At 48.4% G+C, this 21,751-nt stretch carries 24 protein-coding genes; 15 read left to right on the top strand and 9 right to left on the bottom strand.

Annotation, left to right across the window (positions count from 1 at the left end; all coding sequences use genetic code 11):
- The first annotated feature begins 22 nt into the window (after nucleotides 1-22).
- The 3 genes from AB3R30_RS06760 to AB3R30_RS06750 all read left to right on the top strand — a co-directional run bounded on the left by AB3R30_RS06760 (nucleotide 23) and on the right by AB3R30_RS06750 (nucleotide 2,697).
- Complete coding sequence (locus AB3R30_RS06760) at nucleotides 23-589, top strand: photosystem I assembly protein Ycf4 (RefSeq protein WP_458648394.1); 567 nt, start codon at nucleotides 23-25, stop codon at nucleotides 587-589.
- Nucleotides 590-778: 189 nt separating this feature from the next.
- Entirely contained in the window at nucleotides 779-1,459 is a 681-nt protein-coding gene (locus tag AB3R30_RS06755; RefSeq protein ID WP_458648393.1) for a peptidylprolyl isomerase, read from the top strand.
- Nucleotides 1,460-1,524: 65 nt separating this feature from the next.
- Nucleotides 1,525-2,697, top strand: coding sequence for a beta-ketoacyl-ACP synthase (locus tag AB3R30_RS06750; protein ID WP_458648392.1), 1,173 nt, complete (start codon nucleotides 1,525-1,527; stop codon nucleotides 2,695-2,697).
- Between the two features lie 131 nt (nucleotides 2,698-2,828).
- Here the strand turns inward: AB3R30_RS06750 and AB3R30_RS06745 are convergent, their stop codons facing one another.
- Nucleotides 2,829-3,527 carry an ATP synthase subunit B family protein gene (locus tag AB3R30_RS06745; RefSeq protein WP_458648391.1) on the bottom strand — a complete coding sequence of 233 codons (699 nt, stop codon included), beginning with the start codon at nucleotides 3,525-3,527 and terminating at the stop codon, nucleotides 2,829-2,831.
- The gene (gene coaD, locus AB3R30_RS06740) at nucleotides 3,419-3,988 is read right to left on the bottom strand and encodes a pantetheine-phosphate adenylyltransferase (protein ID WP_458648390.1); all 570 of its coding nucleotides are present in this window, start codon (nucleotides 3,986-3,988) and stop codon (nucleotides 3,419-3,421) included. Before coaD ends, AB3R30_RS06745 begins: the two co-directional genes overlap by 109 nt.
- Before the next feature lie 245 nt (nucleotides 3,989-4,233).
- On the opposite strand from coaD, the gene AB3R30_RS06735 reads away from it, so the two are divergent.
- Genes AB3R30_RS06735 through AB3R30_RS06725 form a run of 3 tightly spaced genes read left to right on the top strand, consistent with a single transcriptional unit; the run spans nucleotide 4,234 to nucleotide 5,967 of the window.
- On the top strand, nucleotides 4,234-4,827 hold the full coding sequence (locus tag AB3R30_RS06735; protein WP_458648389.1) for a tRNA isopentenyl-2-thiomethyl-A-37 hydroxylase MiaE: 594 nt from the start codon (nucleotides 4,234-4,236) through the stop codon (nucleotides 4,825-4,827).
- Nucleotides 4,828-4,844: 17 nt separating this feature from the next.
- Nucleotides 4,845-5,450, top strand: coding sequence for a Uma2 family endonuclease (locus AB3R30_RS06730; protein WP_458648388.1), 606 nt, complete (start codon nucleotides 4,845-4,847; stop codon nucleotides 5,448-5,450).
- A gap of 10 nt (nucleotides 5,451-5,460) precedes the next feature.
- Nucleotides 5,461-5,967, top strand: coding sequence for a GNAT family N-acetyltransferase (locus AB3R30_RS06725; protein ID WP_458648387.1), 507 nt, complete (start codon nucleotides 5,461-5,463; stop codon nucleotides 5,965-5,967).
- Nucleotides 5,968-5,977: 10 nt separating this feature from the next.
- On the opposite strand, the gene nei is transcribed toward AB3R30_RS06725, so the two are convergent.
- Nucleotides 5,978-6,799, bottom strand: a complete 822-nt coding sequence (nei, locus tag AB3R30_RS06720) for an endonuclease VIII (RefSeq protein WP_458648386.1) — start codon at nucleotides 6,797-6,799, stop codon at nucleotides 5,978-5,980.
- Between the two features lie 348 nt (nucleotides 6,800-7,147).
- Between nei and AB3R30_RS06715 the strand changes: the two genes are divergently transcribed.
- Together AB3R30_RS06715 and AB3R30_RS06710 are read left to right on the top strand one after the other, a co-directional pair.
- On the top strand, nucleotides 7,148-8,374 hold the full coding sequence (locus AB3R30_RS06715) for an N-acetylmuramoyl-L-alanine amidase (protein ID WP_458648385.1): 1,227 nt from the start codon (nucleotides 7,148-7,150) through the stop codon (nucleotides 8,372-8,374).
- Nucleotides 8,375-8,532: 158 nt separating this feature from the next.
- Complete coding sequence (locus tag AB3R30_RS06710; RefSeq protein ID WP_458648384.1) at nucleotides 8,533-9,294, top strand: OB-fold protein; 762 nt, start codon at nucleotides 8,533-8,535, stop codon at nucleotides 9,292-9,294.
- Nucleotides 9,295-9,376: 82 nt separating this feature from the next.
- Here the strand turns inward: AB3R30_RS06710 and AB3R30_RS06705 are convergent, their stop codons facing one another.
- Nucleotides 9,377-10,405: a Gfo/Idh/MocA family protein gene (locus tag AB3R30_RS06705; protein WP_458648383.1), complete on the bottom strand. Its 1,029-nt coding sequence runs from the start codon at nucleotides 10,403-10,405 to the stop codon at nucleotides 9,377-9,379.
- 373 nt (nucleotides 10,406-10,778) lie between these two features.
- Between AB3R30_RS06705 and AB3R30_RS06700 the strand changes: the two genes are divergently transcribed.
- Nucleotides 10,779-11,078 (top strand): ferredoxin, encoded by a 300-nt coding sequence (locus tag AB3R30_RS06700; protein ID WP_458648382.1) that lies wholly within the window; start codon nucleotides 10,779-10,781, stop codon nucleotides 11,076-11,078.
- 256 nt (nucleotides 11,079-11,334) lie between these two features.
- On the opposite strand, the gene ureC is transcribed toward AB3R30_RS06700, so the two are convergent.
- From ureC to AB3R30_RS06685, 3 genes are all read right to left on the bottom strand, one after another.
- On the bottom strand, nucleotides 11,335-13,044 hold the full coding sequence (gene ureC, locus AB3R30_RS06695; protein WP_458648381.1) for an urease subunit alpha: 1,710 nt from the start codon (nucleotides 13,042-13,044) through the stop codon (nucleotides 11,335-11,337).
- A 69-nt stretch (nucleotides 13,045-13,113) separates the two neighbouring features.
- Nucleotides 13,114-13,776 (bottom strand): phytanoyl-CoA dioxygenase family protein, encoded by a 663-nt coding sequence (locus AB3R30_RS06690; protein WP_458648380.1) that lies wholly within the window; start codon nucleotides 13,774-13,776, stop codon nucleotides 13,114-13,116.
- Nucleotides 13,777-14,039: 263 nt separating this feature from the next.
- Entirely contained in the window at nucleotides 14,040-14,177 is a 138-nt protein-coding gene (locus tag AB3R30_RS06685; protein ID WP_458648379.1) for a hypothetical protein, read from the bottom strand.
- A gap of 384 nt (nucleotides 14,178-14,561) precedes the next feature.
- Between AB3R30_RS06685 and AB3R30_RS06680 the strand changes: the two genes are divergently transcribed.
- The 3 genes from AB3R30_RS06680 to AB3R30_RS06670 all read left to right on the top strand — a co-directional run bounded on the left by AB3R30_RS06680 (nucleotide 14,562) and on the right by AB3R30_RS06670 (nucleotide 16,999).
- Nucleotides 14,562-15,992 (top strand): form I ribulose bisphosphate carboxylase large subunit, encoded by a 1,431-nt coding sequence (locus AB3R30_RS06680; RefSeq protein WP_458648378.1) that lies wholly within the window; start codon nucleotides 14,562-14,564, stop codon nucleotides 15,990-15,992.
- 168 nt (nucleotides 15,993-16,160) lie between these two features.
- Nucleotides 16,161-16,577: a RuBisCO chaperone RbcX gene (gene rcbX / locus AB3R30_RS06675; protein WP_458648377.1), complete on the top strand. Its 417-nt coding sequence runs from the start codon at nucleotides 16,161-16,163 to the stop codon at nucleotides 16,575-16,577.
- Nucleotides 16,578-16,636: 59 nt separating this feature from the next.
- Entirely contained in the window at nucleotides 16,637-16,999 is a 363-nt protein-coding gene (locus AB3R30_RS06670) for a ribulose bisphosphate carboxylase small subunit (RefSeq protein WP_458648376.1), read from the top strand.
- A 268-nt stretch (nucleotides 17,000-17,267) separates the two neighbouring features.
- On the opposite strand, the gene AB3R30_RS06665 is transcribed toward AB3R30_RS06670, so the two are convergent.
- Together AB3R30_RS06665 and AB3R30_RS06660 are read right to left on the bottom strand one after the other, a co-directional pair.
- Nucleotides 17,268-17,405, bottom strand: a complete 138-nt coding sequence (locus AB3R30_RS06665) for a hypothetical protein (protein WP_458648375.1) — start codon at nucleotides 17,403-17,405, stop codon at nucleotides 17,268-17,270.
- A 139-nt stretch (nucleotides 17,406-17,544) separates the two neighbouring features.
- Nucleotides 17,545-18,099 carry a PEP-CTERM sorting domain-containing protein gene (locus tag AB3R30_RS06660; protein WP_458648374.1) on the bottom strand — a complete coding sequence of 185 codons (555 nt, stop codon included), beginning with the start codon at nucleotides 18,097-18,099 and terminating at the stop codon, nucleotides 17,545-17,547.
- A 331-nt stretch (nucleotides 18,100-18,430) separates the two neighbouring features.
- On the opposite strand from AB3R30_RS06660, the gene AB3R30_RS06655 reads away from it, so the two are divergent.
- From AB3R30_RS06655 to AB3R30_RS06645, 3 genes are all read left to right on the top strand, one after another.
- Nucleotides 18,431-19,462: a hypothetical protein gene (locus AB3R30_RS06655; protein ID WP_458648373.1), complete on the top strand. Its 1,032-nt coding sequence runs from the start codon at nucleotides 18,431-18,433 to the stop codon at nucleotides 19,460-19,462.
- Nucleotides 19,463-19,836: 374 nt separating this feature from the next.
- Complete coding sequence (locus AB3R30_RS06650; protein WP_458648372.1) at nucleotides 19,837-20,799, top strand: orange carotenoid protein N-terminal domain-containing protein; 963 nt, start codon at nucleotides 19,837-19,839, stop codon at nucleotides 20,797-20,799.
- A gap of 146 nt (nucleotides 20,800-20,945) precedes the next feature.
- Nucleotides 20,946-21,740 carry a class I SAM-dependent methyltransferase gene (locus tag AB3R30_RS06645; protein ID WP_458648371.1) on the top strand — a complete coding sequence of 265 codons (795 nt, stop codon included), beginning with the start codon at nucleotides 20,946-20,948 and terminating at the stop codon, nucleotides 21,738-21,740.
- The last annotated feature ends 11 nt before the right edge of the window (nucleotides 21,741-21,751 follow it).

Raw genomic sequence — 21,751 nt, 5'->3', positions numbered from 1 at the left:
TAACACCAACTGAGTTGTACTTATGACCGCACAAACACCGTCTAAAGAACAGCAACTTCTACGGCAGACTGTGGTTGGTTCTCGCCGCGCTAGCAACTACTTATCGGCTGCTGTTATCACCATTGGGGGCATAGGGTTTCTGCTAGCTGGCATTTCGAGCTATCTTAAAGTGAATTTATTACCCTTTTCTGATCCAACCCGTTTAGTTTTTATTCCTCAAGGGATTGCGATGGGATTTTATGGTGGTGTTGGCACATTGTTTGCAATTTACCTGTGGCTAACCATCTTGTGGGATATAGGGGGTGGCTATAACGAGTTTGATCGCGCTACAGGGCAAGTCAAAATTTTTCGATGGGGTTTTCCTGGCAAAAACCGCCAGATTGAAGTGATCTGTAAAACAGAGGATGTTCAGGCAGTCCGGGTAGATTTGAGAGAAGGAATCAATCCAAAACGAGCTTTGTATTTGCGCGTTAAAGGGCTACGAGATTTGCCACTAACACGGGTCGGGCAACCGTTAGCTCTTTCTACTTTAGAAAATCAAGGGGCTGATCTTGCCCGCTTTTTAGGCGTTCCATTGGAAGGGCTATAGTGACACTGGCGGGAAGAGGTCGTTATCTCTCCTCAACTCACTAAAACGTAGAACTTGCTTAAACTTGTACCTTGAGTGAAGTTGGTTGAGTTAATTTCAGTTTTTGATAGCTCGTAGAAATTGGGTAGCAATATGAAGGTTTTCCGACGTTTTTTGTCACTTTTTTTAGTGCTGAGTGCTTTAACTATCGTGGGTTGTTCTTCTCAGGTAACGACTCAAGCATCAGCAAGCCCAACGGGTACACCAACTGCAATTGCGGCTGGCACTCAAGCGACTACTCTACCCAAGCTGGAGGGGAAGGCAACGGTTGAGATGGTTGTGAAAGGTGAACCGATCGCTCTTGAAATAGACGGCACAAACGCTCCAGTTACCGCTGGGAATTTTATTGATCTGGCACAAAAAGGGATCTATACCGGATTGGTGTTTCACCGGGTTGTGCGTGAACCTCAACCGTTTGTCGTTCAGGGGGGCGATCCACAAAGTAAGGATACTAATTTCCCTTCGGAACGGTTGGGAACTGGCAGTTTTATTGATCCTGCAACATCTAAACCACGTTACATTCCTTTGGAAATTAAGCCTCAAGGTGCGGATAAGCCGATTTATTCTCAAACCTTTGCAACGGCGGGGATTACCGTAAAGCCTAAACTGCGTCATACTCGTGGCGCGCTTGCAATGGCGCGGTCTTCTCTCCCCGATTCGGCATCATCGCAATTTTATGTCGCGTTGACCGACTTAAGCTTTTTAGATGGCGACTATGCAGTTTTTGGCTACGTGACGAAGGGCATGGAAACCGTTGATAAGATTCAGCAGGGCGATCGCATTGAGTCGATTAAAGTAATCAGTGGTGGAAATTTAAAGAAAGGCGCGTGAGGAAAAGATAGCAGCGAAAGAATTGATATTTTTGTTCGGTTGCCGGGTTCGCTGCGATTTGGTTTATGGATGTTGTAATCACGGGAATTGGGCTGGTTTCTGCTCTTGGCTCCTTGCAATCAACCTGGCAACATTTACTTGCAGGAAAATCTGGAATTCACTTCCATCAGCCTTTTTTGGATCTTGATCCGTTTCCTGTTGCGCTGATTGCTTTCCAGCCGATCGCCCTTACTGCTTTGACAGAGCGGGTTGTTTCTGCCGCGATCCAAGATGCGGGACTGGATCTACCCTTGCTGGATTGCGGGATAGTCGTTGGGTCTAGTCGAGGTCATCAAGCACAGTGGGAAGCTTTGGCAAAACAGTCCGTTGGTCATAGGCAGGATCAAGATGTCACACTGTTGGATTGGCTGAACACGTTGCCAAATGGAGCGGCGATCGCGGCGGCTCGACTCATCGGCACCCAGGCTCCAGTGCTGTCGCCGATGGCAGCCTGTGCCACTGGACTATGGGCGATCGCTCAAGCCTATGAATTAGTCAGAACCGGGCAGTGCGATCGCGTGATTGCGGGAGCCGTGGAAACTCCGATTACGCCGCTCACCCTCACCGGATTTCGTCAGATGGGTGCTTTGGCAAAGACGGGAGCCTATCCATTTGAGCGCGATCGCGAGGGGTTGGTTTTGGGTGAAGGCGGTGCTGTGTTGGTGTTGGAATCCGCTGAGTTAGCCCAACAGCGCCAAGCTAAGCTCTATGGGCAGATTGTGGGCTGGGGATTCACAGCGGATGGATATCACGTTAGCGCCCCGGCACCGAATAGTCGAATGGGTGCAATCGCGATCCAACAATGCCTCGATCGCAGCGGATTAACTTCTTCAGATATTGGCTATATCCACGCCCACGGCACCGCCACCCAACTCAACGATCGCAACGAAGCGGCGCTCATTCAGCAACTTTTGCCAGATGTTCCCGTGAGTTCCACCAAAGGCGCAACCGGGCACACGATTGGCGCATCTGGAGCCTTGGGGACCGCTTTTTGCTTAATGGCACTCAAACACCAGCAGTTACCGCCGAATGTGGGGCTACAGAATCCAGATTTCGACCTGAATTTTGTCACCCAAACTCGCTCAGCGATCGTGAATCATGCCCTTTGCCTCTGCTTTGGCTTTGGCGGACAAAATGGCGCGATCGCGCTTTCCAGAACAACAGACCAGTATTCCGCTGCCTCTAGAGTGATTGATTGAATAACTTACAGCAGTTTTGGATGCTCAGAGACAGCCGTATAGCTGAGCCAGTAGGTTGCTAGCGGATTGAAGGGGGTTGGGCGATCGCAGACACAAAAGCGCGGGAGTCGCGATCGCACCCAAGCAAAATCTTACTTGCCCCGTTGAGCAGGACGCATTCCACCTTGCCCAAAGCTGCTACGGGTGGGCGGTTCTGGCTGTAGCTGTTGGCGACCATTACGAACAATTCGCAGCATTTCGCCAAGCTGAGATTCCATATCGTGCAGGGTGCGATCAGCATAGTCATCTGCTCCGGCTTGAATCGCCTCACATTCCGCGATCGCCATCCGCTGCATTTCTTCCAATTCTTGCTGTGCCTGTTGCCGCATTCGGTCAATTTCAGAGATCGTCTGCTCCCGAATCGATTCACACTCCTGCTGCACCCGCTGCCGGATCTGCTGTGCCTGCATCTCTGACTGCCGGACAATCGTTGACTCATTCATCAATTGATTGGAGCGGCGATCGGCAGTGTCAATAATCTCCTGAGCATATTGCTCTGCTTGCAAAAAGACTTCTTCCTTATGGCGCACAATGCTATCCGCCTCATGAAACGCATCAGGCAAGCTCAAACGAATTTGATCAAGCTGCTCAATAATGCGCTCCTCATCCAGAAAAGTTCGCCCAAAAAAGCGAGGACTATCCAGAATCATCTCTTCTAAGCGATTTAACTCACGCTGAATGTCTACCCCAGTTCGTCCGCCTTCCCTGGAAGAAACTCCGTTCTGGGATGCTCCAACACTGGCGTTGAATCCTGCTTCGGGACCGATATTGGAAGAATCTTGGCGTAACATTTGTAAATATCTGGGGCGACAGGTTGGGGGACAAGATGATCGATTCGACCGCCAAGTTTAGCAATTTCTTTGACTAAACTACTACTGAGAAAGCTATGTTCGTTAGAGGTTGCCAAAAACACAGTTTCAACTGCCTCTGAAAGCGTTTTGTTCGTATGCGCCATCTGTAACTCCATCTCAAAGTCAGATAGAACCCTTAGACCCCTTAGCAGCACGTTTGCCTGTCGCATTTTTGCGTAAGTCACTGTTAGCCCATCAAAACTGTCCACTTCAACATTTATGAGATGACCAGTAGAGCGTCGGATTTGCTCCATCCGCTCTGCGATGGTAAATAGCGGGGTTTTGTTTGGGTTGCGTAGCACAGCTACAATAACCCGCTCAAACAGGCGAGAACCCCGTTCAATTACGTCCAAATGTCCAAGGGTGATTGGGTCGAAACTGCCAGGGTAAATTGCAAACACCAACGGGAACCAAATTGACTGATGAGGCGATTATAAGAGCAAACGTGAGTTTAAAAGCAAGGAAGATAAAGACGAGTTCAGCCAAAACGGATTGTTTTTCTGTCGTACCATAGGCTTGGATAGACGTGAAGATTATGGGGTGTTATGGCATGTAGCGTTTCTGAATTTTGTTTGGCTACCCAAAAAATTAGTCTAAGTTAAGGCAGGTGACCCATAAAATTCATCAGTCGATCAAGGGGAGGATAGTGTCAACAGCAACAACGATTAAATTTTTGCAAAAGCCAACTTCTCAGGCATGGCTAGAGCAGGCGTTGGCGAACTTAGATATAGTTTTACTGGATCATTCCCATTGCGAACGAAAGGCGGCGGGAGTGGCGCTGAATTTGATGTTTCGCTATCCAGCGCATACAAAATTAGTGCGATCGCTGACTGCCATTGCCCAAGAAGAACTGGAACACTTCGATCAGGTGAATCAGATTTTGGAGCAGCGTGGCATTCCCTTAGCACCGTTAGCGGCTCCTCCCTATGGAGCAAGCTTGAGTAAACAAATTCGATCGCCAGAACCCGATCGCTTGCTGGATGCCCTGTTGGTGTCGGCTTTGATTGAAGCCCGTAGCCACGAGCGCTTAGGTTTGCTGGGAACCCATTGTCCCGACTTGGAACTGGCGAAATTTTATCGGGGCTTAATGGCATCGGAAGCACGGCACTACGGGATTTATTGGGTTTTGGCAACCACCTACTGCGATCGCGCCCAAGTGGATCAACGACTTGCAGAATTGGCGATTGTTGAAAGTGAGCTACTCTCCACGCTGCATCCTGAACCTCGAATTCATAGCTAGCAGGAGTTCCATATACCATGGCAACCACATTGCTGATCCAAGCAGACTCCGCTCGCATGGCGGTTAACCTGCCCACATTAAGCCAGATGACAGTGCCAGAGTTTTATGAATTCTGTCAGGCAAATCCAGAATTACGAATTGAGCGATCGGCGGCAGGAGAAGTCATCATCATGTCCCCAGCGTTTTCAGATACCGGAAATCGCAATTTCAACCTAGCTGTCCAGTTTGGAGTTTGGGCTGAAAAAGATGGGACGGGCATTGGATTTGATTCTAGTGCAGGGTTCACTTTACCGAATGGAGCAACCCGCGCCCCAGATGTTGCTTGGATCAAAACCGATCGCTGGAACCTATTGACGGACTCTGAAAAAGCCTCTTTTGCGCCACTGTGTCCCGATTTTGTGGTTGAGCTACGCTCAGCTAGCGATCGCCTGAACAGCTTGCAAGCGAAACTGCAAGAATATGTGGAGAATGGAGCGGTTTTGGGTTGGCTGATCGATCTCAAACAGCGACAAGTTCACATCTACCGACCTAATCAAACCCCACAGATTTTAGAAAATCCTGAAGCGGTGAGCGGTGAACCTGAACTGCCTGGATTTATCTTAAAAATGGCAAAAGTTTGGTAACCAACCCATCATGCGGCAGAGCTATCAGACTTTTCTAATTCGAGAGTGGCAACCAAGCGATCGCGCCCTTGCCGCTGAAGTCATTCGTTCTGTGTTGGCAGAGTATGGTTTAGAGTGGGAGCCGGGTGGAGCCGATCTCGATGTGCTAGAAATTGAAACTTACTATTGGCAAACAGGCGGCGAATTTTGGGTGATTGAGCAGCAGGGTACAGTGGTGGGCACAGGAGCCTACTACCCGATTCAGCGAGGACAAAATGCCGTTGAGATTCGCAAAATGTATTTGGTGCCCACAGCGAGAGGTCAGGGTTTGGGACGATGGCTACTGCAACAATTGGAAGCCGCGATCGCCAGCCGTGGATTTGAGCAGATTTGGATTGAAACTGCTAGCGTATTGCAGGAAGCCGTCAAACTCTACGAAAGCAGTGATTATAAACCTGCAACGGGTGTAGAAACTATTCGCTGCGATCGCGTGTATATGAAAAATTGCGGAGAATCTAAATCACAAAAAGCACTCTGATCACTGACAATTATTTGGATTGGCAAGTAGGACAATAATAAAGGCGACGACCCGCCAGAATCACTTTTAGCACTTCCGTGCCACACACGAAGCAAGATTGCCCTTCACGGCTAAAAACAAAATGACGATAGGCACGGCGCGAATAGCCTTGTTGTTTGAGTGTGGAGACAATCTCTAAATCATTGGTAATGCCGTGAGTTTGATACGCCTGCCGACTGACCGCGATCGCAGCGATCGCCAACTTCACAATTTGCTCAACCGTACAATCCACCGGACGTAGAGAGGGATGCACCCCCGCCACAAATAGCACCTCACTCCGCAGGTAATTACCCAACCCACAAAGAAACTGCTGATCCAATAACAGCCCAGCGAATCCACGTCGAGCAAAGCGTTTGTCGAGCAAGCGTTCTTGCACCTGGTCTATCGTCGTCGCTTCATCAAGTACATCGAGTCCTAATCGCCTCAAAAAAGGGTGGGTTGCGACTTGCTCATCGGTCAACACCTCGATATCCGAGGCACTGTAAAGCAATGCCGATTTTTTCTGAGTGTGCAGCGCTAACCGTAGCTGGCGATTGGTTGTGGGATAGGAGTGTGCCGACCGGATAACCCATTTACCATAAAGCTGATTGTGACTGTAGATGTTGATCTGATTTTGAAAGCGAGTTAACAAGGCTTTGCCACGAGGCTTTACTGAAGTGACCGACTGACCGACTAATCGTTCTTCGTAGGGCTTGAGATGGTCAAATGCAAAGAAAATTCCTGTTAATGGCTGCTGAATGATCGCGATCGCAATCCTATCTGCTGCTTGTTTGATCTCCGGTCCTTCTGGCATATAACGAATGGCGAATGGCGAACGTTAAGGAAGAATAGCACTCCTGGCTATTCCCTATTCCCTGTTCCCTACGAGTGCATCCCAGTTTTGCAAGTTGACCCTCATCCCCCAGCCCCTTCTCCCAAAATAGGAGAAGGGGAGCAAGATTCAAAGTCCCTCTCCCGCTCTGGGAGAGGGATTTAGGGTGAGGGCTACAAATGTGGGATGCCCCCATTCCCTACTCCCTATTCCCTACTCCCTTTTTAAGAGAGTTTAGGAACATGGTAAGCTGTCAACTCAATCAATCAGGTATCATTCACCTTCTAATTTGTCAGCTTCAAAAGGTAGTTAGACGAGGGTATCGTTAGAGTGAAATCGCGTTGGTTATTCCCCGGTATTGTTGGCTTTTTTCTCTTATTATCTGCCGCCGCCGAAGCTGCCACGCTTCAGTTTTGGCGGTTTAGTCAGACCCAAAATCGGCTAGAAATTAGAGCCGATCAAGGAGTTCAACCCCGTGCTCAATTATTGCAAAATCCAGCCCGATTGGTGATTGATATTCCGGGAACGCGGCTAGGTCGTCCCAAGCAAACTGAAGCCTATCGCGGCACAATTACTTCCTTGCGGGTTGCTCAGTTTGAACGTGATACTACGCGAATTGTGTTGGAATTGGCAAAGGGCTATACGCTTGACCCGACGCAGGTGAAGTTTCGCTATAGCAACGCCCGTCAATGGACAGTAGAATTGCCTCAACCTACGGTTCTACCGTTGCTTGCAGATATCACTAGCCAGCCGAGTCAGGCGATCGCAGTGCCCCAAGCGCCCGGTGTGATTGCCGGTAAAAGTCGACTGTTCAACTCAAGTGAGTCAGTGCCTTCGCCTAATCCTGGCTATGTGGTCACTCCAGCAAACCCAACAACAATATCGCCTAATATCGCAACTGCTGAACCCTCGCCGAATGCTGGGTTCTCTTTGCCCAATCGCGATAGTAGACCTCCGATGCCTGTAAGTCCACCGCCGCCTGCGATCGCTCGCTCCATCATCCAACCTGCCAATGGTCGGAGCGTTGTGGTGATTGATCCAGGACACGGAGGACCCGATCCAGGTGCCGTAGGGATTGGGGGCTTAAAGGAAACGGATATTGTGTTAGACATTAGCCGCCAGGTGACTGCACTGTTGGAACGTCAGGGTGTGACGGTGATTCAAACCCGGAATGCGGAGTATGATTTGGGGCTAGAACCGCGAGTACAAATGGCAAATAAGGCGAATGCTGCCATATTTGTGAGTATTCACGCCAACGCAATTAGTTTGGCTCGTCCAGATATTAATGGACTGGAAACCTATTACTTCAATTCTGGAAAAGCCCTAGCAGTTACAGTACACCGCACCATTTTAGAAGAATTGGGAATTCCCGATCGCCGAGTGCGATCGTCTCGGTTTTACGTCCTCCGCCGCACCTCAATGCCTTCAATTCTGATCGAAACGGGCTTTGTTACCGGGGCAGCAGATGCAGCACGCTTACGGGATGCTGGCTTTCGCAGCCGCATGGCAGCCGCGATCGCCAAAGGAATTTTGCGCTACTTGGGGCGGAGTAGTTAATTGATCCCAGGTGAATAACTTGCGACCAAGGGTGTCAAAAGTATTGTGTTTTGAATTTAGATCCCTTGCCAATCGGTTAGCGAGTAGTTCATGCTAGGTTTGATACTTTTGATTTTCTAACGTAAGATATGCGATCGCTTGTTTTGACTCTCGCTTTCATGGGTTTAACCAGTCCTGCCATAGCCTCTACCTGCGAGGAAAGTTTTCAGAAAAAAGGCGACTTTCTCAACGGTTCAGCCTTTGCTGCGCGGGTTCAGGTTGAGGGGGGAACCGTCGAGAAAGCGTTTTCCCAATTGCGCCCTATTTTGGCTCGTGATGGCATCAAGACGACCAGCGCTGATGTCAGTACAGGAGTGATGAAAGCTGAAAATCCCTCTACCCTTTTTCAGCGCGCTCTACCGATTGATGTGTTTGCCTCGATGGATGGCACTCTGCTAAATGTCGAGATGGTCTTTACCTTGCCGAGCGGCGTGAGCGCACGTAGGGAAACTGTGAAAAAACACCTGTGTAGTGCGCTCAATCAACTGGTGCCCAAAGCTAATGCCGCGACTTTGCCAATCAAGGATGATTCTACAGCGATCGAGATCGCGGCAAATACGCTGGCGAAGCAAGTGAAGGAGTCGGCGGATAATCCTGCCCGTCTACGGTTGAATTTTATCGGCAAAACGTTCCGGGTGACTGGGAATGTGCTTGGCATCACCGAGGGCAATGGTTCCTACAGAGTGTCGTTTGACGGCAATCAACCGATTGTGGGAACTACTTCAATAGACAAAATAACGGTCGTGTGTGCGATGGCTAAAAACCAAGATGCCGCCGTTGCAGCTTTGGAGACGAATCAACGTGCAACTTTGGTAGGACGATTCCAAGGCTTTGATACTCAAGTGAATGCCGTTCAGCTACAAGACTGTATAGGGCGCTGAGCTAGAGAATCTTTGCGGTTTAGCAGATAATTCCCTTTGTTAGCTTGGGTTAAGTTGAGTTTCTGGGCAGCAATTCAAGTATTCAAAAAAAGTCAATCTCTACAGTGTTTCCTGTTGCAGCGGATTGTTTGGCTGCATTGGCAACTTTTAAGGTGTCGAGGCTAGCTTCTGGGGTGATGTAGAGCGGTGTACCAATGGTTAAATGGTCTAGCACCATCGCGGTATCTTTAGCAAATAGTCCCCGCCGACTGCCGATCGCGATCGCTTCACTGCCCTCCGCCCGGATAAGGGTTCCCTGTTCTCCTTCAAATATCAATGCTCCGGTTTTGCCTTGCACTTCAAAAGTTCGTTTGGCTTGCCAGAGTGCCTCGCCTTTACCGTAAGTGACTTCTGCCAAAAGCCCACTTTTGAAGCGTAAATGGGCAGTGCAAAGACAGGTGGAGTAGTAGGAAGTGACGAGTGACGAGGGATGAGTGACGAATGCCGATCGTGTAGCATCATCGCAGAAGGTGGAGGAAGGGGGGAAGAATTGGGTTTGGCAGGTGACGGAAGCAACTTCGCCAAACAGATCGATCAGGCGATGAAGGCGAGAGAGGGCACCGACCAAGGGAAAGCCGAAGTCTTTTAGGCTATAGCTCCAGCGTTGCGGAGCCGGACGTTCGGGTTTGAGGGTGACATAGCGGGCAAAGAAGGGATCGCCAATTTGAGCTAAGGACGCTTTGAGGGCTTGGTGAACGCCGCCCAGCAGTTCAATATGTTCCACATGCAGGAGTTTTTGCTTAACTTTTGCGATCGCGATCGCGGTTTCGGCTTCGGCAATATCTAGCGCCAAGGGATATTCCACGACTACGTGCTTTCCAGCCTTGAGGGCAGCTTGGGCGATCGCGCCATGATCTCGGTTAATTGTCGCAATCACCACCAAATCCACATCAGAGCGAGCAATCAGAGCGTGCCAAGAGTCGCAGGCGATCGCGCCATAGGGCTGACTAAATACTTGAGTACGCTCTAAGTCATGTCCTGCAACAACTATCAACTCAGCACGAGGTTCTCCCTGAAGTGCATCAGCCCGGAGTCTTGCGGCATGTCCGGTTCCAATCAATCCTACTTGCATAAAAAATACGGCTTAAAGTCCAAGTATATATAAGAAATTATCATGATTCAAATTATTCAAAATGAATACTTATCTGACTAATAAAAAACTCAAAAGTCAATACTTTAGTGTGTTTTAGTTATTTTTTCAGGCTAAATCGATGATTATTCAGTGCTTTTCCCTTGTCTCATAAGATAAGTAGATTGGATTGACCATTTCTATTACGAATCCCATTCGTATTAGTCGGGGATCAGGAGTCATAAACCGCTCGTTATCCCGTAGTATCAAGAGTGGTAAGGCTGAAATGTAAAGCAGTCTTAACTTATAAGAATGCACAGTCAGCTTTAAATAAGCTTTCTTAAAGTGCTGTATCCATTAAAGAGAGGACCACTGCATGCCAACTTTTAAGGTCACATTAATCAACGAAGCCGAAGGGCTAAATACCACCATCGATGTTCCCGATGATGAGTACATCCTCGATGCGGCTGAAGAGCAAGGGCTTGACCTCCCCTATTCCTGTCGTGCGGGTGCTTGCTCCACCTGTGCTGGCAAGATTGTTTCTGGTGCAGTTGATCAATCGGATCAATCGTTCCTAGATGATGACCAAATTCAAGCGGGATATGTGCTGACTTGCGTTGCCTATCCCACCGCTGATGTGACAATTCAGACTCACCAAGAAGAAGCTCTGTACTAGTGCTTTTTCTTTAGAAGCTTGCAAAATTTTGATGGGGTTGCCAATTCTTGCTAATTTAGCGATCGCGTCATTTTTGCAAAGAGATATACCTATAAAAACTCACCTCATGGCAGTTTTGCTATGGGGTGTATTTTTTTGAAGGCGCAAGCGCAAACGGTCATACCGTTTTGAGTTTTGAGTTGTAGAGGCTTTACTCCGTCACGGTTTCAACTGATTCTCGCAGAATGCCTTTTGCAGAATGTTTCTAGTTGAGTGATTAAAACAAGAAATAGCGTTGAGCCATCGGGAGGACGGTGGCGGGTTCGCAGGTAAGCAGTTGTCCATCGGCGCGAACTTCGTAGGTTTCGGAATCTACTTCCATGTGGGGCAAGGCATCGTTGAGCTTCATGTCGTGTTTCGTGAGTTGGCGAATATTGGAGACGGCGATCGCTTTTTTCTGCAAGCCCAATTCATCAGGAATCCCTTTTTTGAGCGCTGCTTTAGAGACAAAGGTTAGGGAGGTATGGGCGATCGCGCCGCCATAACTCGCAAACATGGGGCGCATATGCACGGGTTGGGGCGTGGGAATACTGGCATTGGCATCGCCCATTTGCGCCCAAGCAATCATGCCGCCTTTAATCACCATTTCGGGTTTCACGCCAAACATGGCAGGTCGCCAGAGGCAGAGATCCGCCAGTTTGCCGACTTCCACGGAACCCACATGATCGGCAATACCGTGGGCGATCGCGGGATTGATCGTGTACTTGGCAATGTAACGCTTGGCGCGGAAGTTATCGTTGCGGCTGGAATCTTCTGAGAGGTTGCCTCTCTGGACTTTCATTTTGTGTCCGGTTTGCCAGGTGCGGATAATCACTTCGCCGATGCGCCCCATCGCCTGGGAGTCGGAGGAGATCATGCTGAATGCGCCCAGATCATGCAAAATGTCTTCGGCAGCGATGGTTTCGCGGCGAATCCGGGACTCGGCAAAGGCAACGTCTTCGGCGATCGCCGGGTCGAGGTGATGGCAAACCATCAGCATATCCAGGTGTTCGTCTAAGGTGTTGACGGTGTAGGGACGGGTGGGATTGGTGGAAGAGGGCAACACATTCGCCTGACCGCAGACTTTAATGATATCGGGGGCGTGTCCGCCGCCTGCGCCTTCGGTGTGATAGGTATGGATCACGCGATTTTTGAAAGCAGCGATCGTGTCTTCCACAAATCCGGCTTCGTTTAAAGTATCGGTGTGGATGGCAACCTGGATATCGTAATCATCGGCAACACTGAGGCAGGTGTCGATCGCGGCTGGAGTGCTACCCCAATCCTCATGGAGCTTTAGCCCCATCGCGCCTGCTTCCACCTGTTCTTCCAATGCTTCCGGTTTGCCGCTGTTGCCTTTACCCAAAAAGCCCAGGTTCATCGGAAAGGCATCCGCAGCCTGCAACATTCGATGCATGTACCAAGGACCCGGTGTGCAGGTGGTGGCGTTGGTGCCTGCCGCAGGTCCCGTGCCGCCGCCAATCATGGTGGTAATGCCAGCGGCGATCGCCACTTCAATTTGCTGCGGACAGATGAAGTGAATGTGCGTATCAATGCCGCCCGCCGTGAGAATCATCCCTTCCCCGGCGATCGCTTCGGTTCCGGGACCAATAATAATTGTCACATTATCTTGAATATGGGGATTTCCCGCTTTGCCGATCGCATGAATTTTGCCATCCTTAATGCCCACATCGGCTTTGACAATGCCCCACCAATCCAGGATGAGCGCGTTGGTAATTACCGCATCCACTGCCCCATCTGCATTCGTGATCGGCGACTGTCCCATGCCTTCTCGAATCACTTTGCCGCCGCCAAACTTTACCTCATCGCCATAAGTGGTGTAGTCTTGCTCCACTTCGATGATTAGCTCCGTGTCGGCAAGCCGGACGCGATCGCCCACCGTCGGTCCAAAGGTTTCCGCATAGGCGCGGCGATTCATGCGATAGCTCATGGAATGCCCTAATTCACTAATAGAGAAATTTGTAGCCGTTTAGTTGTACCAGAATCGTCGCAGAAAATACTAATGCGATCGCAATTTGGTTACATCGTTGAGCAAGGCTCGCAGAACGTCATACCCCAACAGTTGTTTAAGCGTGAGGGTAGCGCGATTCATGAAGGCAGACTGTTGACCTTTTGTTAAGTCTTCCAGTGGGCGAATGATTTTGGGATTGTAGTTGCCAAGGACAGACACTCGTGGCTGTTGGCTGGTGTTGGGTAAAGTATCATGCCAGCAGAGTCCGTGAGACAGAACAACAGAGCCAGCTTTGCCCATCACAATTTTTGCTAACAACTGAAATTTGGCAGGGTCAGGAAAATGGCAGAAGGCTTGGCTACCGGGAGCAAACATTGGTGCGCCATTGGTTTCGATAAAGTCCTCCAGCATCCAGATTGCCTGAATCTCCAGTACAGGCGAAGCGGGGTAAGGTTGGGGCAAGCTGAAGTAAGGATATCCCATGCAGCTGGCTCCAGGTTGAAGGATATGAGCCGAAAAACCGCTGAGAGTCATGTCCACACCCAAAATGGCTTCGGCAATTGCCATCACGGTTGGATGTTGCACCATCTGTTCAAACACTTCACCTTTGTAAATCAACCCATACAATCGCTCTCGTGAGCAAAACGGGAATTTAAGACACATCGTCTGATTAAAGTTTGCGATCGCTGGTTCTGTAAACTGCTCAAACATGGGCTTAACCAGACACTTGTTGTAGTTCTGTGAGCATTTTACGGAGACTTTGTAGCCAGTGGGAAGGATGAGTACCGAGGAGGGCAGAGGTTTTTTTGAGAGCCAGGACGGAAAAAGGGGGACGGGGAGCGAGGTGGGCGATCCCAAACATCAAGTTTCTAAAAATAATGACCACATATTTCTACGCCATCCCCGATCTCTTCGCCAATACTGGTTAAATCGGAAATTCCTAGCAGTTTAATAGTTCCTGACCCCATATAGTCTTACGCCCAAGCCTGAGCTTTGTCATAAGCCTCAGCAGCCGAGATTACCTGAAGCAGCACATTACAAGACTCACAAGCATACATGCGGCGATCGGCTTGCCTCGGTTGAGCAAATAGAATCTCTGCTAAGTACCACACGTTGCTATTCCTTGCTGCTTTATGCTCTTGAAACCTTCAGAACCAATTCTTTGCAAGATGTTAACTTAGTAATTTTTTATAACTATTGTTTATTTAACTAAACAGAATAACTAAAGTTGAGCTTATCTTAAATGATCTGAATCCTGATATGATTCAGTCAAGATGCATCTTTACGCATCAAAGGCATTGAGTCTGAACCATTTGCTCTAGGGTTTTCTAGAGATTGAGTCGGTTATTTCTCTAGCTACAGTCGGGCAAGTGCCAAGCTTCCCAAACTTCACATGGTGATGTTCAATTTTCTTGGCGTTTTGCAGTTTGTCCAGCGGTTTCTCCTACAGAGGGATCGCAAGGTTTTTTAGATTCAGATTACAGGAAGGGAGATTTATGTCTTACGCGCAAACTAGAACCCAGGCAAAAGCTGGGTACAAGGCTGGGGTACAGGATTACCGCTTGACGTACTACACCCCAGACTACACGCCCAAGGATACGGATATCCTGGCGGCATTTCGGGTCACGCCTCAACCTGGAGTTCCTTATGAAGAAGCGGCAGCAGCAGTAGCCGCTGAGTCTTCTACCGGAACCTGGACGACGGTTTGGACTGACTTGCTGACTGACCTCGATCGCTACAAAGGTCGTTGCTACGACATCGAACCCGTTCCCGGTGAAGATAATCAGTTCATTGCTTACATTGCCTATCCTTTAGATCTGTTTGAAGAAGGCTCTGTCACCAACCTGCTAACCTCTCTCGTGGGTAACGTGTTTGGCTTCAAAGCACTGAAAGCTCTGCGTTTAGAAGATTTGCGGATTCCTGTAGCCTACCTGAAGACCTTCCAAGGTCCTCCCCACGGCATCCAAGTAGAACGCGACAAGATCAACAAATATGGTCGTCCGCTGTTGGGTTGCACCATTAAACCCAAGCTAGGTCTGTCGGCAAAGAACTACGGTCGTGCGGTTTACGAATGTTTGCGCGGCGGTTTGGACTTCACCAAAGATGATGAAAACATCAACTCTCAGCCATTCCAACGGTGGCGCGATCGCTTCCTGTTTGTAGCTGATGCCATTCACAAATCCCAGGCTGAAACCGGTGAAATCAAAGGTCACTACCTGAACGTCACCGCTCCCACCTGCGAAGAAATGCTGGAACGGGCTGAGTATGCCAAGCAACTCGAAATGCCCATCATCATGCATGACTTCTTGACTGCTGGTTTCACCGCCAACACCACCTTGGCAAAATGGTGTCGCGCCAACGGAGTGTTGCTGCACATTCACCGCGCCATGCACGCCGTCATCGATCGCCAAAAGAACCATGGGATTCACTTCCGCGTTTTGGCGAAGTGCCTGCGGATGTCTGGTGGTGACCATATTCACACGGGCACCGTTGTGGGCAAACTAGAAGGCGACAAAGCCATCACCCTAGGTTTCATCGACTTACTGCGCGAAAACTACATCGAGCAAGATCGCTCTCGCGGTGTTTACTTCACCCAAGACTGGGCATCTATGCCGGGTGTTATGGCAGTCGCTTCCGGCGGTATCCATGTATGGCACATGCCCGCCCTCGTGGAAATCTTTGGTGATGATTCCGTTCTGCAATTCGGCGGCGGCACCCTGGGTCACCCTTGGGGAAATGCTCCTGGCGCAACGGCAAACCGCGTTGCCCTAGAAGCTTGTGTTCAAGCCCGTAACGAAGGTCGCGACCTGATGCGTGAAGGCGGCGACATCATCCGCGAAGCTTGCCGTTGGTCGCCTGAGTTGGCGACCGCTTGCGAACTGTGGAAAGAAATCAAGTTTGAGTTTGAAGCACAAGACACGATCTAAAGATAAGTTCTGAGTGATGAGTTTTGAGTTTTGAGTTATAAGAACGTTTTAGGCATTCAGTTCTCAGTGGATGAAGCCCGACTTTCTGGTTCTTTTAGCAGAGTGCTGATAGCCAACGTTGAACCCTAACTCAAAATTCAAAACTTAAAATTCAAAACTTTCTGATTTATGGATCTCAAGCAAATTGCGAAAGATACAACCAAAACCCTGATTAGCTACGTGACTTATCAGGCGTTGCGAGTGGTGATTGCCCAGCTAGATGAAACTGAACCGAAACGGGCTTACTGGTTACGCCAGTTTTCCCTTCGAGTCAGCGTTCAGGATAGCGAAGTGTATCTAACAGCGCTCTTTCAAGAAGAGCAGCGGATCGCCTTTCGCCTTCTCACTGTCAGAGAACATATTGTTGAAGAAATGGCAGATTACCTACCGGAAATGCTCCGCACGGGAATCCAGCAAGCCAACTTACAGCAGCGAACTCAGCAGTTGGAACGAATGACGCAAACTGATCCCACTGCATCCGCAAGTCATCCTGAACAGCCCGAACAACCTGAACAGGAATCTGGCTATCAACCCGACAGCTATTAGTCAATTGCTAAAAGCTGTTGATTTCAACCCTAAACCTTTAGACATTACCGAGGACTTTCATGAAGACTCTCCCAAAAGAGCGGCGCTACGAAACTTTTTCTTACTTGCCTCCCCTGACGGATGCTCAAATCGCTCGCCAAATTCAATACACCATTGACCAAGGCTTCCATCCTGCGGTTGAGTTTAACGAAGACTCCAATGCAGAAACCTACTACTGGACTTTGTGGAAACTGCCTATGTTTGGCTGCTCTTCTCCTCAAGAAGTGCTAAATGAAGTGCAACAATGCCGCTCAGAATATGGCAATTGCTACATCCGCGTGGTTGCATTTGACAACATCAAACAGTGTCAAGTCATGAGCTTCATCGTTCACAAACCCGGCAGCACAGGCAACACCAGCGGCGGCAGCGGCTACCGCTATTAGCTTGTTGAATAACTAAATGATTTAGGGTGGTCAGCGATGTTCCACCCTATTTTTGTGTGAATGATCAGAAATTCCATCCTTCGCACCCCACCGATAACTTTTCCCTGCACTCTAAAGTATCGAAGAGCATTATTCTCCTTCATGAGTGCTGGCATACTTTTTTGCCAGATCCGCATCAATGCTTTCGTTGCCTAAATCTGTAGAGTTGCGTAGTGTTAATGTCCCGAAATGATGCTCAAACCTGGAGCGCGCCACATTTTGCTCAGCGTTATCCAAAAGTAGCTTGAAAGCCTGTGAAAACTGTCTCTCTAGCAGGGTAGCGGCTAAAAATCCCAATCACCTGTGCTTGTCGCTGAATTGCCACAAACACCTGCTCACTAAGTTCTAATGTTAGACTTTGGCTCATAAGGGATTAGGAATGTGAATGCAGTTAATTGCAACTTTTCTAAAACCAGTGACTTTAAAACCGTAAGAATATTTGACCAAGCAACAGGCAGTGAAGATAATCCGCTGCCCATTGCAATATCCGTATCTGATTGCTTAGCTTAGTCAAGCTGCTGAGGAGCTTTACGCTTGGTGCGCCGTTTGAGCATGGCTCCACCCAATGCCACGATGCCCAATCCAAGCATGGAGCTAGGTTCGGGAACAGCAGCAGTATTTGGATTTGATTCTGGAACAGTATTTGAGTTTATGGCAGTCCATATGCCGCGAATCCCCCCTAGTCGCCAAGTCCCATTGTCAATTTGTGATGGGCTGAGAACTTCGGCTTGGTAATTAGCCAGCCCAATGCCAATCGGATTGATAAGTTGAAAGCCCCTCAAATTCAAAAGTCCATTGGAAGTGTAGGTTCCAGTAAACAACTCGCGCCCTCGATAGACTTCCCTGCTATACCAATCAAAGTAGCCAGTAATGTTAAAGTCTGCACCATTTGGACTTTGGGTCTCGAAAACCAAGTCTGAACCGTTCCAATTAACGCTATCAGATCCGGTAACTTCCCATTGCCCCTGGGTTAAGTTGACGATGTTTGCTGCTTCTGCTTTGGTGCAAATGCTCTGGGCTAAAAGTAAGCAAGCTACAGCGGTTGGGACTAGCGATCGCATGATGAGTACTCCTGTGATATCGATAATTTTGGAAAACAGGTGCAAGGATGTTGGACAAAGCCAGCTAACTATTGATCCATCGGAATGTTTTCATACACTAATCATCTGATCGGAGATTATCAAGACTCTTTCCAATATCTTCATGAACAGAGGATTATCAAGACTCTTTTCGTGTAATACTTTCTCGCCGGAGATATTAAGAGACACTGCTCATCAAGCTTCTTTGAAAAAGCGGATTAGTTCACGCGCAGGAGCAAGCACTTGTCCATCGGTGCTAAGTTGAGCGATCGCTGTCATACTTTTGAACGTGCAATGTGTGAGTTTTCTAGGTATGCAATCCTCTCCTTTTAGTCCTGCTTTTGCGGTTTGGAATCAACGTCAAGTCCTTCAGCAAAGGCGCGATCGCCTGCAAGCATTGTTTCACGCGGTTGATGATCCAGACTCTTTAGCGTTGGCTCAGTGGGTTCATTTATACGCAGCGGTTTTGGAGTTTAAGCCGGATTTGGTGTTGGAGTTGGGGCGAAACCTGGGTAACTCTACTTGTGCTTTTACAGAGGCGGCAAATCAGATTGGAAATTGTCGGGTCGTCAGCTTGTGTCGGTCAACGAATTGGCAAGAATCTACGCGATCGCGAGTCAGCCAAGTTGTCCCAGTTGAGTGGTTTCAGCTATTGGATGCGAGAGTCGCGGACATTTTACAGGTTGAGGCTAAAGCGCTTTTAGGGAATAGTCAGCGAATCTTAGTCCTGTGGGATGCTCACGGCTTCGATGTCGCGGAGTATATGCTGGGTTCGCTGATGCCTTTGCTGAAAAACCGTGAGCATGTTGTTTTGGTGCATGATATCACTGATTTGAGATACCACGCGGGACAAGAAAGCTATGGAGACAAGCCTTTATGGCGGGCGGGAAACGATGATATTTACAGCGACCATACTGTCCGGGTGGTATTGGGTCACCTTTCCTCGGCAGTCGAGCAAGCGATCGCCCTAGTAGACTTTACCTCTCGTAATCATCTGCCTTTACACTCAGCCGATGAGAGTTTTTATACTGAGTTGAGCCACGAGCAAAATAACGCTCTGGTAGATCTATTAGGAGATCAACTATTCTCCCGTAATGGACATTGGTTTTGGTTTTCGCTGAATGAAACAAACGAAAGTGCGCTGGTTCATTTTCCAAAATTCACCTCGCCAGATTTCGATGAACAGTTAAATAGCTCCTCATCTAGTCGTCTTAACACAGAGCAGCTACACGCTGAGGTCAAATTGTTGAAAAGTACAATTGCTGGGATGGAAAGCAGCAAGTTTTGGAAAATCAGGCTGCTTTGGTTAAAGTTGAAAAACCTGTTGGGCATGGATTCGGTATAGCTTTGCTCAGGTGAGCGATCGCCCTCGTTTATCATGTATTGAGCAATAAAAGAATATTTGAGATGGTTGAGCGCTAGACAAGTGAAATGCTCGATCACTGGTCTATTTAGAGAAAAACGATCGCGATCGCTGAGCTACGAAAAAGCGCGACCGATCCACTCCATTTGAATGTTTCCCTTCATCTTGAATGAGCGATTCTTAACCTTTTGTCAGATTGTGCCACTTTACTAAGCGCTGTTACGCAAGCTGTTGATAATCTTCCTAGCAAACAACAGATAGCAAAAAATTAATATAATTTCAGTTTCGCAACAATTCTTGATATACTCTGTAACAGTTCTTTACATATGCGCTGAGAGCGCTTTGGAGATTGACCTATGGCAATTAGTATCGAGTCCGCTCGTTCTATTTTTTCAGGAACTTTAGCTGCCAATGTTGTCCCAGCCACGATCGAGTCCTTTAATCAATTGGGTGCAGAAGATCAACTAGCACTGATTTGGTTTATCTATACTGAAATGGGTAAAACCATTACCGTCGCGGCTCCTGGCGCTGCCAACATGATTTTGGCACAGGGCATTCTTGAGCAAATCAAGCAAATGCCACCCATGGCGCAAACTCAGGTGATGTGTGACTTGGCAAACCGCGCTGATACGCCCATCTGCCGCTCCTATGCATCTTTCAGCATGAATATTAAGCTAGGTTTTTGGTATCAGCTTGGAGAATGGATGGCACAGGGTTTAGTGGCTCCGATTCCAGAGGGATATAAGCTTTCAACCAAAGCGGCAGGTGTGCTGCAAGCGGTTCGGGAAGCTGATTCAGGACAACAGATCACCATCTTGAGAAACATGGTTCTTGACATGGGCTTTGATCCAAATGCACCGGGTAGCTACAAGAAAGTTGAAGATCCTGTGGTTGTGCCTACAGAGATGGCATCTCGGAGTCAGGTCAAGATTGAAGGCATTGATAATCCTACAGTCTTTGATTACATCAACAACATGAACGCCAATGACTTTGAAGCAGCAGTTGCGCTATTTGGTGCTGAGGGTGCATTGCAACCTCCGTTTCAAAAACCCATTGTGGGTCAGCAGGCAATCTTGGCATATATGCGAGAAGAATGCCAAGGGCTGAAAATGATGCCAGAACGGGGCGTTGCTGAAGCACCCGATCAAGGCTACACGCCCGTTAAGGTAACAGGTAAGGTGCAAACTCCTTGGTTTGGTGCCAGTGTTGGTATGAATATTGCATGGCGCTTTTTGCTTGATCCTCAAGGCAAAATTTACTTTGTGGCGGTTGATTTGTTGGCATCGCCTAAAGAGCTTCTTAACTTAGTTCGTCGGTAGGACTGAGTTTAAGTTCTGAGTATTTTGGGTTCATTAATCCAAAATCGCCAGTCTAATATCTAAAAGTAGGGTGAGCGATGTTTGCCCTACTTTTTTGGGTCAGTTTTCAAGTGAAACTGGAGGGGGCAGATTGTTGAGGATAAATCATGTTGCAGTGGAATGCTGAGGATTATGCTAAAAGTTCGTCAGCACAGACAGCATGGGCGCATGAGTTAATAACCAAACTCAAATTTAGTGGCAATGAAACTGTTTTAGATGTGGGCTGTGGCGATGGCAAAATGACGGCTGAACTGGCGCGGCGTTTGCCGAATGGATTTGTTTTAGGAATTGACAGTTCGACTGAAATGGTGGATTTCGCTGCTGCTGAGCATTTACAACCCGCGATCGCAAATCTACAGTTTGTCTGCATGGATGCCCGTAAAATTGAGAGCAATCGCACTTTTGATGTGGTTTTTTCCAATGCGGTGCTGCACTGGGTGGATGATCATCCAGCGTTTCTGCGAGGTGCTAGTCAAGTATTGAGATCGAGCGGAAAGTTAGTTATTTCCTGTGGAGGGAAGGGCAATGCTGATGACGTTGTGAGGGTGTTTGAGGCGTTAATTCAGCAGTCTACTTGGCAGCCTTATTTCACAAATTTTCAGTTTCCCTACTTTTTTTATAGTCCAGACAAGTATGGGGCTTGGTTACCTGAGTTTGACTTTCAACCTGTACGGCTGGAACTTGTGCCGAAGGATATGACTCACCTAGGGAAAGAGGGTTTAGCCAGTTGGATTCGGACAACCTGGATGCCTTACATTCACCGAGTGCCGGAAGTTAGACGGGAGGAGTTGATTGCAGAATTTCTTGAATGCTATTTAGATCAACATCCACTCGATCGCCAGGGAAATTCTCATGTCAAAATGGTGCGGCTGGAAGTCGAGGCGATTAAAGTTAGTGGATAAGCGCAGTTGTT

The sequence above is a fragment of the Sivoneniella epilithica UHCC 1019 genome (assembly GCF_040830845.1).
Classification (GTDB): Bacteria; Cyanobacteriota; Cyanobacteriia; order Leptolyngbyales; family Leptolyngbyaceae; genus ULC077BIN1.
The sequence above is the reverse complement of the archived record's forward strand: the minus strand, read 5'-3'. Positions and strand labels throughout refer to the sequence as shown.

Excerpts from the sequence above, each read along its gene's own strand:
- AB3R30_RS06760 (WP_458648394.1), top strand. The coding sequence starts at position 23 with ATGACCGCACAAACACCGTCTAAAGAACAGCAACTTCTACGGCAGACT.
- AB3R30_RS06665 (WP_458648375.1), bottom strand. The coding sequence starts at position 17,405 with ATGAGCCAAAGTCTAACATTAGAACTTAGTGAGCAGGTGTTTGTGGCA.
- AB3R30_RS06690 (WP_458648380.1), bottom strand. The coding sequence starts at position 13,776 with ATGTTTGAGCAGTTTACAGAACCAGCGATCGCAAACTTTAATCAGACG.
- AB3R30_RS06680 (WP_458648378.1), top strand. The coding sequence starts at position 14,562 with ATGTCTTACGCGCAAACTAGAACCCAGGCAAAAGCTGGGTACAAGGCT.
- ureC (WP_458648381.1), bottom strand. The coding sequence starts at position 13,044 with ATGAGCTATCGCATGAATCGCCGCGCCTATGCGGAAACCTTTGGACCG.
- AB3R30_RS06730 (WP_458648388.1), top strand. The coding sequence starts at position 4,845 with ATGGCAACCACATTGCTGATCCAAGCAGACTCCGCTCGCATGGCGGTT.
- AB3R30_RS06705 (WP_458648383.1), bottom strand. The coding sequence starts at position 10,405 with ATGCAAGTAGGATTGATTGGAACCGGACATGCCGCAAGACTCCGGGCT.
- AB3R30_RS06750 (WP_458648392.1), top strand. The coding sequence starts at position 1,525 with ATGGATGTTGTAATCACGGGAATTGGGCTGGTTTCTGCTCTTGGCTCC.
- AB3R30_RS06670 (WP_458648376.1), top strand. The coding sequence starts at position 16,637 with ATGAAGACTCTCCCAAAAGAGCGGCGCTACGAAACTTTTTCTTACTTG.
- rcbX (WP_458648377.1), top strand. The coding sequence starts at position 16,161 with ATGGATCTCAAGCAAATTGCGAAAGATACAACCAAAACCCTGATTAGC.
- nei (WP_458648386.1), bottom strand. The coding sequence starts at position 6,799 with ATGCCAGAAGGACCGGAGATCAAACAAGCAGCAGATAGGATTGCGATC.
- AB3R30_RS06660 (WP_458648374.1), bottom strand. The coding sequence starts at position 18,099 with ATGCGATCGCTAGTCCCAACCGCTGTAGCTTGCTTACTTTTAGCCCAG.
- AB3R30_RS06655 (WP_458648373.1), top strand. The coding sequence starts at position 18,431 with ATGCAATCCTCTCCTTTTAGTCCTGCTTTTGCGGTTTGGAATCAACGT.
- AB3R30_RS06745 (WP_458648391.1), bottom strand. The coding sequence starts at position 3,527 with ATGTTACGCCAAGATTCTTCCAATATCGGTCCCGAAGCAGGATTCAAC.
- AB3R30_RS06725 (WP_458648387.1), top strand. The coding sequence starts at position 5,461 with ATGCGGCAGAGCTATCAGACTTTTCTAATTCGAGAGTGGCAACCAAGC.
- AB3R30_RS06710 (WP_458648384.1), top strand. The coding sequence starts at position 8,533 with ATGGGTTTAACCAGTCCTGCCATAGCCTCTACCTGCGAGGAAAGTTTT.
- AB3R30_RS06700 (WP_458648382.1), top strand. The coding sequence starts at position 10,779 with ATGCCAACTTTTAAGGTCACATTAATCAACGAAGCCGAAGGGCTAAAT.
- AB3R30_RS06650 (WP_458648372.1), top strand. The coding sequence starts at position 19,837 with ATGGCAATTAGTATCGAGTCCGCTCGTTCTATTTTTTCAGGAACTTTA.
- AB3R30_RS06645 (WP_458648371.1), top strand. The coding sequence starts at position 20,946 with ATGTTGCAGTGGAATGCTGAGGATTATGCTAAAAGTTCGTCAGCACAG.